A 12,679-nucleotide genomic window follows, 5' to 3' on the forward strand; every position below is an offset into this window, starting at 1 on the left:
ATGACCACATTGGAAATCAAGGACCTCCACGTCTCCGTCATCTCGGCCGACGACGGGGACATCCCGATCCTCAAGGGTGTCGACCTCACCGTGAAGTCAGGGGAGACCCATGCGGTCATGGGCCCCAACGGATCCGGCAAGTCGACACTCTCATACGCCATCGCGGGCCATCCGAAGTACACGGTCACCTCCGGGTCGATCACCCTGGACGGCCAGGACGTGCTGGAGATGAGCATCGACGAACGAGCCCGCGCCGGACTGTTCCTGGCGATGCAGTACCCCATCGAGGTGCCCGGCGTCTCGATGTCGAACTTCCTGCGCACCGCGGCAACCGCGGTGCGCGGCGAGGCTCCCAAGTTGCGGCACTGGGTCAAAGAGGTCAAGGGCGCGATGGGCGAGCTCGACATCGACCCTTCCTTCAGCGAGCGCAGCGTCAACGAGGGTTTCTCCGGTGGTGAGAAGAAGCGCCACGAGATTTTGCAGCTCGGGCTGCTCAAGCCGAAGATCGCGATTCTCGACGAGACCGATTCCGGTCTGGACGTCGACGCGCTGCGGGTGGTCAGCGAGGGCGTCAACCGTTATGCGCAGTCCGAGAACGGCGGCGTGTTGCTGATCACCCACTACACCCGGATCCTGCGCTACATCCAGCCCCAGTTCGTGCATGTGTTCATCGGCGGTCGGATCGTGCAGTCCGGTGGACCGGAACTGGCCGACGAGCTGGAGGAGAACGGCTACGAACGCTTCACGCAGGCTGCATCGGCCTCCTAGGAGGTGTCAGAGATGACGACATCGTTCGACCGCCCGCTGGACGTGGAGAGGATCACCCGGATACGGGCGGACTTTCCGATCCTGCAACGGGTGATGCGCGGCGGATGTCAGCTGGCGTATCTGGATTCCGGGGCGACCTCGCAGCGTCCCGTCCAGGTTCTCGACGCCGAACGCGAGTTTCTGCTCCATTCGAACGGTGCAGTGCACCGCGGTGCTCATCAGCTGATGGAGGAGGCCACCGACGCCTACGAGCAGGGGCGCGACGATGTGGCGGCGTTCGTGGGCGCCGACTCCGATGAGTTGGTGTTCACCAAGAACGCCACCGAGGCCATCAACCTCGTCTCCTACGCCATCGGCGACGACCGTTTCGCCTCCGCGATCGGTCCGGGCGACGTCGTCGTCACGACCGAGTTGGAGCATCACGCGAACCTGATCCCGTGGCAGGAGCTCTGCCGACGCACGGGTGCCGAGCTGCGCTGGTACAGCGTGATTCCCGACGGACCGGATGCCGGCCGTATCGACCTGGACTCCCTCGTGCTCGACGAGCGGGTGAAACTCGTTGCGTTCAGCCATCATTCGAATGTGACCGGCGCGGTGCTGCCGGTGGCCGAGCTGGTGCGGCGGGCGAAGGCGGTCGGTGCGCTGACCCTGCTCGACGCCTGCCAGTCGGTGCCCCATCAGCCGGTGGATCTGCATGCCCTCGATGTCGACTTCGCCGCGTTCTCCGGCCACAAGATGCTGGGTCCCACCGGTATCGGTGTGCTCTACGGCCGCGGTGAACTGCTCAACGCGCTGCCACCGTTTCTGACCGGCGGCTCGATGATCGAGACGGTGACCATGGAGGACACCACCTACGCGCCGGCTCCTCAGCGGTTCGAGGCGGGCACGCCGATGACTTCACAGGTGGTGGGGCTCGGAGCGGCCGCGCGGTATCTGCAGGACATCGGGATGGCCGCGGTCGAGCAGCACGAGGCCGAGTTGGTCGCCGCCGCGTTGGCCGGGCTGTCGGGTATCGCCGGCGTGCGGACCATCGGCCCCGCCTCCATGGAGGATCGGGGTTCGCCGGTGTCGTTCGTGGTCGACGGTGTCCATGCGCACGACGTGGGTCAGGTTCTCGACGACGACGGTGTGGCGGTGCGCGTCGGCCACCACTGCGCCTGGCCGCTGCATCGCCGGTTCGGCATCGCTGCGACGGCGCGGGCATCCTTTGCGGTGTACAACACCCTCGACGAGGTGGACCGGCTGGTGTCGGGCGTGCGTCGGGCTGTCGAGTTCTTCGGGAACTGACGATGCGGCTGGAACAGATCTACCAGGAAGTGATCCTGGACCATTACAAGCGTCCGCACCACCGCGGTCTGCGGGAGCCTTACGGCGCCGAGGTGCATCACGTCAATCCCACCTGCGGGGACGAGGTCACGCTCCGGGTGGCGTTGTCGGAGGACGGAGAGACGGTCCACGACATCTCCTACGACGGTCAGGGCTGCTCGATCAGCCAGGCGTCGACCTCGGTGCTGACCGAGCAGGTCATCGGACAGACCGTCGGGGACGCGCTCAAGACGGTGGCTGCATTCTCCGAGATGGTGTCGTCGCGCGGCCGGATCGAGGGTGACGAGGACGTGCTGGGCGACGGTGTGGCGTTCGCCGGCGTCGCGAAGTACCCGGCGCGGGTCAAGTGTGCGTTACTGGGATGGACAGCGTTCAAGGCCGCGTTGGCGGAGGCCAGCGAATCAGACGGGGCGCTGGCGGAGGCCAGCGAATCAGACGGGGCGCTGGCGCAGGCGCGCGTGTCAGACAGTCGTGAGGAGATTTTATGAGTGATACGGCAGTACCAAATGACGAACTGCTCGCCGATATCGAGGAGGCCATGCGCGACGTCGTCGACCCCGAACTCGGGATCAACGTCGTCGACCTCGGCCTCGTGTACGGGGTGGGCGTCGAGGACGGGGACGCCGGTCGGGTCGCGCTGATAGATATGACCCTCACCTCGGCTGCGTGTCCCCTGACCGATGTCATCGAGGATCAGTCGCGCAGTGCACTGGTCGGTGCCGGCCTGGTGAACGAGATCAAGATCAACTGGGTGTGGAATCCGCCGTGGGGTCCGGACAAGATCACCGACGACGGACGCGAACAGCTTCGGGCGCTGGGCTTCACCGTCTGACCACGCTTGCGGCCGCGGTGATTATTCCGTTGGCCTGATCGTCGGCACAACCACGGGCGGCGCGCTTCGGCGCGCCGCTTTTTGCCCATGCCGCTTCCGGCAATCGGCCGCGGCCGAAGCGTCTCGCCACCGTTGCGCGAAAGCTGTTCGCCTGCGGTGCCCTTGTCCCTGGCTGCTATAGCCATGCGTGCTGTCAGCTAACTCATGGCGCTACGCTGACATGTGCAATTGGTGCCGAGTGTGTCACCAGTGTGGTGTCCGAATACCGAACTCCACTTTCTCTTTTTTGGGAAAGCAAGCACATTTGATGTTGATTCGATAGCGTTTGCTGCACACGCCTCGCTACCAGCGGAGAGGAGACGGCGATCCCCCGAAGACACTGATAGTGAACGATAGACAGGCGGTCAAGCTCATTGGCCGACCAAGAATTGTATTCGCTCTTCTGTGCCGCTGAGGCGGTGGCGTATTCATGCTCGCTTCTCCTTTTGATTACCTGCCGAAGAAATGGATGTGGTGATGGGTAATAGGCGGTGCAATCGATCACGAGCAGCAGTCGGCAAATCCTGGTTGGCCGGAGGCCTGATGGCGGCCGGCCTGGGGGCGGCTGTGGTCACCGGTGCCGCGACCGCGGCAGCCGGTCCCGCGGATCCGGGTGCGACAGGGTCAACCAGCTCGTCGGACAGCGACACAGCGGGTTCCGGCGCCACACGCGTGACCGATGCATCGACGACAAGCGATGGGGCAACGGCTGATTCGCGTCGGAACCGGGCGGACAAGCGGGCCGACAAACGGGCGGACCCAGGGGACGCGCCGTCCGACGACAGGTCCGAGGCCGATGCCGAGGCAGCGGACAAGGAAGCCGAGGCAGCGGACAAGGAAGCCGAGGCAGCGGACAAGGAAGCCGAGGCAGAGGCCGAGGACGCCGGCACGGAGGAGGAACCCGGCACCCAGGCCGTGGACTCCGATGATGTGGACACCGAGGTCGTCGACATCGCGGATTCGGCCGCCGAAGACGCCGAGGGTTCCGCCGACGTCGCCGCTCCTGCGTTGGTCCGCAAGGACACCGACGACACCGACGACACCGAGGTCACCGACGATCGTGGCGCCGACGAGGACAGCGACGCGGCAGCCAGTGCCGAACCCGACACAACCATGGACAAGATCGCCGCGGTCACCGTTGCGCCGGAAGCTCCAGAAGCGTTCACCGCTGCTGCGGTCGAGACCGATGCGGCATTGATCGCCGCGGCGACGAGCACCAAAGTGACCTTCAAGTCGATGATGCGCGACTGGCTGTACTCCATCGGAATCCGCAGCGCCAAGCTGGGCATCGACGACGGCGGTGCGCAGGTGCCGGGGTTCATCGCGAACTGGTGGCTCGGGGTACGCGCGCGGATCTACCGCGACGTGGTCATCCCGGCACCACCAGAGCCAACAGAGCCGTCAGAGCCGGACCAGCCCACGCTGTGGGAGACCAACTTCACCGACATGGACGAGGCGTTGCGGTACTGGGGTCTGCAGACCGGGCGGTGGGGACAGCCTGCGGGCGAGAACCAGTACTACACCGACGGCGACAACGTCTACATCGACGCCGACGGCAACCTCGTCATCGAAGCCCGCAGGGAGCCCACCCCGGATGGGCTCGGCGCGCCGCACAACTACACCTCGGCGCGCGTGGTGACCTTCGGCAAGCAGTCCATCGGCGTGGGGACCCGCGTCGTGGCCCGTATCCAGATGCCGGTCACCCAGGGCACGCTGCCGGCGTTCTGGTCGGTCGGCCTCGAACCGGGCCACGAATACGACTGGCCCCGCCAGGGGGAGATCGACATCGTCGAGATCCCGGGGTTGGGCACCCCGGCAGCCCGCAGAGGATGGACCGGCAACATCCACGGACCGTCGGATGCGGACAACACCGTCGACGTCAAGCTGCACCACGTCGGCGCGGACCTCGGGGTGGACCTGTCACAGGACTTCCACGAGTACGGCATGGACTGGTACTCCGACCGCATCGTCTGGCATGTCGACGGTGTAGAGGTCGGAAGGGTCACCCAGGCCCAGTACGAGGCACTCGGGGGCGACTGGACACCGTTCTCCGGCGCCTGGGACCACTATCTGATCCTCAACGTCGCCGTCGGCAATCCCTGGACCGGCGATCCTGACCCGTCGGCACCCTTCCAGGCTCAGATGAAAGTCGACTGGGTGAAGACCTACACGTTGTAGCGAGCGCTGGACGGGTACATGCTGGGAACAGAGCCCAAGAACCCGACGTTAGGAATGACGTGGCTACCCAAGACCTGACTGCTGAACAGTTCAACGACACCATCAATGACAACGAAATCGTGCTCGTCGATTTCTGGGCGTCGTGGTGCGGGCCGTGCAAGCAGTTCGCGCCGACCTTCTCGGCGTCGTCGGACAAACACCCCGATGTGGTGTACGCCAAGGTGGATACCGAGGCCGAGCAGCAGCTGGCCGCTGCCGCCGACATCCGCTCGATCCCGACCTTGATGGCGTTCAAGAAGGGCAAGCTGGTGTTCAACCAGGCCGGCGCCCTGCCGCCGGCAGCGCTGGAGGATCTGGTCCAGAAGGTCAAGGAATTCGACGTCGACGCCGCGATGGCAGCCCAGGACGACGGTGAGGCGCCCGGTCAGCAGTAGCGCCTGACCCGACGCCCGATACCGTGCAGGCGTGACCGAAGATACGCCTGCGCAGTTCGTCCTGGTAGACCGTCCGCGCCCACATATCGCGCTGGTCACGCTCAACCGGCCCGAGCGGATGAACTCGATGGCCTTCGACGTCATGGTCCCGCTCAAAAAGGTCCTCGACGAGCTCAACTCCGACAACACGGTGCGCGCGATCGTGCTGACCGGCGCGGGGCGCGGGTTCTCTTCGGGGGCCGATCACAAGTCGGCCGGGTCGGTGCCCCATGTCGACGGCCTGACCCGACCGACCTTCGCGCTGCGCTCGATGGAGGTTCTCGACGACGTCATCCTGGCGTTGCGCAAGATGCACCAACCGGTCATCGCGGCGGTGAACGGCGCGGCCATCGGTGGGGGACTGTGCCTGGCACTGGCCTGCGACATCCGTGTCGCGGCCAGCGGCGCCTACTTCCGCGCGGCAGGCATCAACAACGGGCTGACCGCCAGCGAACTGGGCCTGTCGTTCCTGTTGCCGCGCGCGATCGGCACCTCGCGGGCCTTCGAGATGATGCTGACCGGGCGCGATGTCACCGCCGAAGAAGCCGAGCGGAGTGGGTTGGTGTCGCGCGCGGTTCCCGAGTCCGAGCTTCTCGAGGTGTGCTTCGACATGGCGGCGCGGATCGCGTCGTTCTCGAGGCCGGGAATCGAGTTGACCAAACGCACACTGTGGAGTGGACTGGACGCCACTAGCCTGGAAGGGCACATGCAGGCCGAGGGTCTGGGACAGCTGTACCTTCGTCTGCTCACCAGCAACTTCGAGGAAGCGGTCGCCGCGCGTGCCCAGCGGCGCGCCCCCGCCTTCACCGACGACAAGTAAGTAGGGACATCAGCGTGATCACCGCAACGGACCTCGAGGTCCGCGCCGGGGCGCGCACCCTGCTCTCGGTCGACGGGGCGGCGCTGCGTATCCAGCCCGGCGACCGTATCGGTCTGGTCGGTCGCAACGGGGCCGGCAAGACCACCACCATGCGCATTCTGGCCGGGGAGGGCGAGCCCTACGCAGGGACCGTCACCCGGGTCGGAGAGGTCGGCTACCTGCCGCAGGACCCCCGCGAAGGTGACCTCGACATGCTGGCCCGCGACCGGGTGCTGTCGGCGCGCGGTCTGGACACCCTGCTCACCGATCTGGAGAAGCAGCAGGTGCTGATGGCCGAGGTGGCCGACGACGACGCCCGTGACAAGGCGATCAAGCGCTACGGAGTACTCGAAGAGCGGTTTGCCGCCCTGGGTGGGTACGCCGCGGAGAGTGAAGCCGGCCGGATCTGCGCCAGCCTCGGCCTGCCCGAGCGCATTCTGACCCAGCCGCTGCGCACGCTGTCGGGTGGCCAACGTCGCCGCGTCGAGCTCAGCCGCATCCTGTTCGCCGCGTCGGACACCGGCTCTGGATCGGACACGACGTTGCTCCTCGACGAGCCCACCAACCACCTCGATGCCGACTCCATCGGGTGGTTGCGCACCTTCCTGCAGAACCACACAGGTGGCCTCGTGGTGATCAGCCACGACGTGGACCTGCTCGCCGACGTCGTGAACCGGGTGTGGTTCCTCGATGCGGTGCGTGGTGAGGCCGACGTCTACAACATGGGTTGGCAGAAGTACCTGGATGCCCGTGCCACCGACGAGCAACGCCGGCGTCGGGAACGTGCCAACGCCGAGAAGAAGGCGTCGGCGCTGCGCACCCAGGCGGCCAAGATGGGCGCCAAGGCCACCAAAGCCGTTGCCGCGCAGAACATGCTGAAGCGGGCCGAGCGGATGATCGCCGAGCTCGACGACGAGCGGGTGGCCGACAAGGTCGCCAGAATCAGGTTCCCCACGCCTGCGGTGTGCGGTCGAACCCCGTTGGTGGCCAAGGGTCTGACCAAGGTATTCGGCTCCCTGGAGGTGTTCACGGGCGTCGACCTGGCGATCGACAAGGGATCTCGGGTGGTCATCCTCGGACTCAACGGTGCGGGTAAAACCACGCTGCTGCGAATCCTTGCGGGAACCGAGTTGCCCGATGCGGGGGTGATCGAGCCCGGGCATGGCCTCAAGCTCGGCTACTTCGCGCAGGAACACGACACGATCGACGGGTCGGCCTCGGTCTGGGAGAACATCCGCCATGCCGCCCCGGACACCGGTGAGCAGGACCTCCGCGGCCTGTTGGGTGCGTTCATGTTCAGCGGCGCGCAACTCGACCAGCCCGCAGGCACCCTCTCGGGCGGCGAGAAGACACGATTGGCGCTGGCCGGTCTGGTCGCCTCGACGGCAAACGTGTTGCTGCTCGACGAGCCGACGAACAACCTCGATCCGGCGTCGCGCGAACAGGTCCTCGACGCACTGCGCAGCTACCGGGGCGCGGTGGTGCTGGTGACCCACGACCCCGGGGCCGCCGAGGCGCTGGACCCGCAGCGGGTGGTGCTGCTGCCCGACGGCACCGAGGACTTCTGGTCCGACGAATACCGCGACCTGATCGAGCTCGCCTGATCTTTCGCGTGTCAACAGTTCCCGCGCCGGGTATGCCTAGGCATCAACCGCGGGGAGGCGCCGATGAAGCAGGACAGCAAGACCAGGGAACAGTTGATCAGCGAGCTCCGCCACGAATACGAGCGCGGCGCGAGTATCCGGTCACTGGTGGCATCAACCGGCCGTTCGTACGGCTCGATTCACAGCATGCTGCGCGAATCCGGCACCGCCATGCGCAGCCGCGGCGGCCCCAACCATCGCGGCCGCCGGTGACGGTTCACCGTTGCCGGACCGAGTCCTCGACCAGATCCAGCACGGCGCCGAGCCTCTCGGGATCGTCGCCGGAGGCCAGTCGCGCCACCAGCCCGTCGAGCACCAACTCGAGGTAGGTGCGCAGCACCTCGGCGGGTACGTCGTCACGCAGCCGGCCCGCCTGCTTCTGGCGCCGTAGCCGCTCGGTGGTGGCCGCCGACAGTTCGGCGGAGCGTTCCGCCCAGCCCCGGCTGAAGGCAGGGTCGTTGCGCAGCTTGCGTGCGATCTCCAGCCGGGTGGCCAGCCAGTCGAACTGTTCCGGCGCGGCGAGCATCTCCCGCATCACCTGGATCAGGCCCTCCCGCGTCGCCACCTCGGCCATCCGCTCGGCGTCCTCGCGGGCCAGTTCGAAGAACAGCGTGTCCTTGTCGCGGAAGTGATGGAAGATCGCGCCGCGCGACAGCCCGATCGTCTGCTCGAGTCGTCGGACTGTCGCCCGGTCGTAACCGTGCTCGGCGAAGCACCGCCGGGCACCGTCGAGAATCTGACGACGACGTGCCGCCAGGTGGTCGTCGGTTACCCGGGGCACCTGCTACGACTTCAGCATGTTGCGCAGCACGTACTGCAGGATGCCGCCGTTGCGGTAGTAGTCCGCCTCGCCGGGGGTGTCGATGCGGACCACGGCGTCGAACTCGACCTCTCCACCGTCCTGCTTGGTGGCCTTCACGTGCACCGTCCTAGGGGTCTGGCCCTCGTTGAGGTCCTCGATCCCGGTGATGTCGAAGGTCTCCGTGCCGTCCAGCTTCAGCGAGGCCGCCGACTCTCCCTCGGGGAACTGCAGCGGGATCACACCCATGCCGATCAGGTTGGAGCGGTGGATGCGCTCGAACGACTCGGTGATCACGGCCCGGACGCCGAGAAGGCTGGTGCCCTTGGCCGCCCAGTCGCGCGACGAGCCCGACCCGTACTCCTTGCCGCCCAGCACCACCAGCGGGATGTTCTCGGCAGCGTAGTTCTGCGCAGCGTCGTAGATGAACGCCTGCTCGCCGTCCTTGGTGAAGTCCCGTGTGTAACCGCCGGACACGTCGTCGAGCAACTCGTTCTTGAGCCGGATGTTGGCGAACGTGCCGCGAATCATCACCTCGTGGTTGCCGCGCCGCGAACCGTAGGAGTTGTAGTCCTTGCGGTCCACCCCGTGCTCGTCGAGATACTGTGCCGCCGGAGTGCCCGGCTTGATGCTGCCGGCGGGGGAGATGTGGTCGGTGGTCACCGAATCACCCAGCAGGGCAAGCACTCTGGCGCCGCTGATGTCGGTGACCGGAGCCGGTTCGGCAGGCATGCCGTCGAAGTACGGTGGCTTGCGTACATACGTGGAGTCCTCGGCCCACTCGAAGGTGTCGCCGGACGGGGTCGGCAGGTTGCGCCACCGGTCGTCGCCCTTGAACACGTCGGCGTAGTTCTTGGTGAACATCTCCTGGTTGATCGCCGAGGCGATGGTGTCGGAGATCTCCTTCTGCGTCGGCCAGATGTCCTTCAGGTGGACGTCGTTGCCGGTCTCGTCCTTGCCCAGCGGGTCGGCCTCGAAGTCGAAATCCATGCTGCCCGCCAGCGCGTAGGCGATCACCAACGGCGGCGACGCCAGGTAGTTCATCTTCACGTCGGGGTTGATACGGCCCTCGAAATTGCGGTTGCCGGACAGCACCGCGGTCACCGACAGGTCGTTGTCGTTGATCGCCTGGCTGATCTCGTCCGACAGCGGTCCGCTGTTGCCGATGCACGTGGTGCAGCCGTAACCGACCAGGTAGAAGCCGAGCTTCTCCAGGTAGGGCCACAGCCCGGCCTTGTTGTAGTAGTCGGTGACGACCTGGGATCCGGGCGCCATCGTGGTCTTGACCCAGGGCTTCGACGTCAGGCCTTTCTCCACGGCCTTCTTGGCCAGCAGCGCCGCGCCGATCATCACCTCGGGGTTGGAGGTGTTGGTGCAGGACGTGATCGCGGCGATCGCCACGGCGCCGTGGTCGATCACGAAATCGCCGCGGTCGTCGGAGTGCACCTTGATCGGGTTGGTGGGTCGGCCTTCCGCGCCTGCGGCGGCGGAATGTAGTGGCGGGGTTCCGCCGTTGGTGAAGGACAGCGACACCGGGTCGCTGCTGGGGAACGTCTCGTCGACGGCTTCGTCGAGCTTCGAGTACTCCGCCTGCCCCGCCTCGTCACCGACGTAGTTGTGAATGTCCTTGCGGAACGCCGACTTCGCGTCGTCGAGCGCGATGCGGTCCTGGGGACGCTTCGGACCGGCGATCGACGGCACCACGTCGGACAGGTCGAGCTCGATGTACTCGGAGAACTCGGGCTCGCGGCTCGGGTCGTGCCACATGCCCTGGGCCTTGGCATACGCCTCCACCAGCGCCAGCTGCTCCTCGCTGCGGCCCGTCATCCGCAGGTAGTCGATGGTGACCTCGTCGATCGGGAAAATTGCTGCGGTGGAACCGAATTCGGGGCTCATGTTGCCGAGAGTGGCGCGGTTGGCCAGCGGCACCTCGGACACACCCTCGCCGTAGAACTCGACGAACTTGCCGACCACGCCGTGCTTGCGCAGCATCTCGGTCACGGTGAGCACCACATCGGTGGCGGTGACGCCGGCGCGGCGCTCGCCGGAGAGCTTGAAGCCGACGACGCGCGGGATCAGCATCGACACGGGCTGTCCCAGCATCGCGGCCTCGGCCTCGATCCCGCCGACGCCCCAGCCCAGCACGCCGAGTCCGTTCTCCATGGTGGTATGAGAGTCGGTGCCCACGCAGGTGTCGGGGTAGGCGACCCCGTCGCGGTTCATCACGACCGACGCGAGGTACTCGATGTTGACCTGGTGCACGATGCCGGTTCCCGGCGGCACGACCTTGAAGTCGTCGAAGGCGCCCTGACCCCACCGCAGGAACTGGTAGCGCTCACCGTTTCGCTCGTACTCGATCTCGACGTTGCGCTCGAACGCGTTGGCGGTGCCGAACAGGTCGGCGATCACCGAATGGTCGATGACCAGGTCGGCCGGCGCCAGCGGATTGACCTTCTGCGGGTCCCCGCCGAGATCGCCGACGGCCTCGCGCATCGTGGCCAGGTCGACGATGCAGGGCACCCCGGTGAAGTCCTGCATGATCACCCGTGCCGGGGTGAACTGGATCTCGACGCTGGGGTCGGCCGACGGGTCCCAGTTCGCGATGGCCTCGATGTGCTCCTTGGTGATGTTGGCGCCGTCCTCGGTCCGCAACAAGTTCTCGGCGAGCACCTTGAGGCTGTAGGGGAGCTTCTCGGTGCCCGGGACCGCGTCGAGGCGGTAGATGTCGTACTTCTGGTCTCCGACCTCGAGCGTGTCGTGCGCGCCGAACGAGTTCAGGGATGAATTCTTGCTGCTCACATCAACTCCCGCTTTGGATCATCGCCGCGACGGGCTGTGTCAGCGGCGCTTGTAATCGTAACAGTACGCTTGTCCTACAAGGCAAGAAGGGTGTTTCGGTCGTCCGGCTCCAGTCTTGTACCCACGCGCGCGTGGTGCCACCCGGATGCCATGACCAAATCCGCAGGGTCGTGTCGCCGTCGCGACCGGCGGACGGTCGCGTACGGTGCTGCTGTGACCGGACCGCACTCGATTCCGCTCTGGGTCCCGCATCTGCCGGCGTACATCCCGCCGGAGGTGGACATGGAGCGGGTGCAGGCCGACGTGGCCGACGACGGGGTCAGCGTGCCCCCCGGGGATGAGCCCGACGTGCCCGCGTTGCGACAGGTCGTCGCCGACGCGCGCAGCGAGGGCATCGACCTCAAGATCGTCGTGATCGACCTCAACCCGCCGATCGACACCCCGCTTCGTGACATCGCGACCGAAGTCGGTACGGCCAACCCCGGCTCGACGGTGCTCGCGCTCAGTCCGTCCTTCGCCGGGACCTACAGTCCGGAGTTCGATCGGGTGACGCTGGAAGCCGGTCAGGACGTCGCGAAGACCGGCGACGCCGTGCAATCTTCGAAGAACTTTGTCGGCGAGTTGACCGACTCCCACTTTCCTTGGACACCATTCACGATTGTCCTTGTTCTGGCAGTTGTAATGGCCGTTGTAGCTACCCGAATACTGCAGATCCGTGGCAAACGGCAGTCGGAGTCGGGCGCAGCATCCACCAGCTCTGATTAAGGGTTGACAACACTCACGCAAATTCAAACGTCACTGTTTGATAACACCAATTGCAATTACATTGTTGTAATTTGTTACTAAAGTTTCTTTAGCGTCAGATGTGACGTACGGTGCAATCGGTGCCTGATGTTGCGGATGTGGTTGATGTGACTTCTCTGTCCGAGGCGCCCGAAAATGTGCCGACACGCTCGCGTGGAG

At 65.8% G+C, this 12,679-nt stretch carries 12 protein-coding genes; 10 read left to right on the forward strand and 2 right to left on the reverse strand.

Translation table 11 applies throughout. The annotated features are described in order from the left end of the window. From sufC to G6N53_RS17420, 9 genes are all read left to right on the forward strand, one after another. A complete protein-coding gene (gene sufC, locus G6N53_RS17380) occupies positions 1–768 on the forward strand; it encodes a Fe-S cluster assembly ATPase SufC (protein WP_163890403.1) in 768 nt (255 codons plus the stop codon). A 12-nt stretch (positions 769–780) separates the two neighbouring features. Continuing rightward, a complete protein-coding gene (locus tag G6N53_RS17385) occupies positions 781–2,055 on the forward strand; it encodes a cysteine desulfurase (protein ID WP_163890405.1) in 1,275 nt (424 codons plus the stop codon). A 2-nt stretch (positions 2,056–2,057) separates the two neighbouring features. Then, on the forward strand, positions 2,058–2,582 hold the full coding sequence (gene sufU, locus G6N53_RS17390) for a Fe-S cluster assembly sulfur transfer protein SufU (RefSeq protein ID WP_237166556.1): 525 nt from the start codon (positions 2,058–2,060) through the stop codon (positions 2,580–2,582). Further along, positions 2,579–2,926: a metal-sulfur cluster assembly factor gene (locus G6N53_RS17395; RefSeq protein ID WP_163890407.1), complete on the forward strand. Its 348-nt coding sequence runs from the start codon at positions 2,579–2,581 to the stop codon at positions 2,924–2,926. Before sufU ends, G6N53_RS17395 begins: the two co-directional genes overlap by 4 nt. A 582-nt stretch (positions 2,927–3,508) precedes the next feature. Continuing rightward, positions 3,509–5,143, forward strand: a complete 1,635-nt coding sequence (locus G6N53_RS30270) for a glycoside hydrolase family 16 protein (RefSeq protein WP_237166557.1) — start codon at positions 3,509–3,511, stop codon at positions 5,141–5,143. 59 nt (positions 5,144–5,202) lie between these two features. After that, positions 5,203–5,577: a thioredoxin gene (gene trxA, locus G6N53_RS17405; protein WP_163890409.1), complete on the forward strand. Its 375-nt coding sequence runs from the start codon at positions 5,203–5,205 to the stop codon at positions 5,575–5,577. Positions 5,578–5,608: 31 nt separating this feature from the next. Further along, a complete protein-coding gene (locus G6N53_RS17410) occupies positions 5,609–6,436 on the forward strand; it encodes an enoyl-CoA hydratase (RefSeq protein WP_163890412.1) in 828 nt (275 codons plus the stop codon). 14 nt (positions 6,437–6,450) lie between these two features. After that, entirely contained in the window at positions 6,451–8,079 is a 1,629-nt protein-coding gene (locus tag G6N53_RS17415) for an ABC-F family ATP-binding cassette domain-containing protein (protein WP_163890414.1), read from the forward strand. A gap of 63 nt (positions 8,080–8,142) precedes the next feature. Continuing rightward, positions 8,143–8,331 (forward strand): helix-turn-helix domain-containing protein, encoded by a 189-nt coding sequence (locus G6N53_RS17420; protein ID WP_163890416.1) that lies wholly within the window; start codon positions 8,143–8,145, stop codon positions 8,329–8,331. 4 nt (positions 8,332–8,335) lie between these two features. Here G6N53_RS17420 and G6N53_RS17425 read toward each other — a convergent pair whose 3' ends face one another. After that, positions 8,336–8,899, reverse strand: a complete 564-nt coding sequence (locus tag G6N53_RS17425) for a TetR/AcrR family transcriptional regulator (protein ID WP_163890418.1) — start codon at positions 8,897–8,899, stop codon at positions 8,336–8,338. 3 nt (positions 8,900–8,902) lie between these two features. Next, entirely contained in the window at positions 8,903–11,716 is a 2,814-nt protein-coding gene (locus G6N53_RS17430; protein ID WP_163890420.1) for an aconitate hydratase, read from the reverse strand. A gap of 213 nt (positions 11,717–11,929) precedes the next feature. Between G6N53_RS17430 and G6N53_RS17435 the strand changes: the two genes are divergently transcribed. Beyond that, a complete protein-coding gene (locus G6N53_RS17435) occupies positions 11,930–12,481 on the forward strand; it encodes an Rv1476 family membrane protein (protein ID WP_205390409.1) in 552 nt (183 codons plus the stop codon). Positions 12,482–12,679 lie beyond the last annotated feature (198 nt).

Source organism: Mycolicibacterium hippocampi (assembly GCF_010723735.1).
Lineage (GTDB): Bacteria > Actinomycetota > Actinomycetes > Mycobacteriales > Mycobacteriaceae > Mycobacterium > Mycobacterium hippocampi.

Coding starts and splice junctions, on each gene's coding strand:
- G6N53_RS17420 (WP_163890416.1), top strand. CDS start 8,143: ATGAAGCAGGACAGCAAGACCAGGGAACAGTTGATCAGCGAGCTCCGC.
- sufU (WP_237166556.1), top strand. CDS start 2,058: ATGCGGCTGGAACAGATCTACCAGGAAGTGATCCTGGACCATTACAAG.
- sufC (WP_163890403.1), top strand. CDS start 1: ATGACCACATTGGAAATCAAGGACCTCCACGTCTCCGTCATCTCGGCC.
- G6N53_RS30270 (WP_237166557.1), top strand. CDS start 3,509: ATGGCGGCCGGCCTGGGGGCGGCTGTGGTCACCGGTGCCGCGACCGCG.
- G6N53_RS17395 (WP_163890407.1), top strand. CDS start 2,579: ATGAGTGATACGGCAGTACCAAATGACGAACTGCTCGCCGATATCGAG.
- G6N53_RS17385 (WP_163890405.1), top strand. CDS start 781: ATGACGACATCGTTCGACCGCCCGCTGGACGTGGAGAGGATCACCCGG.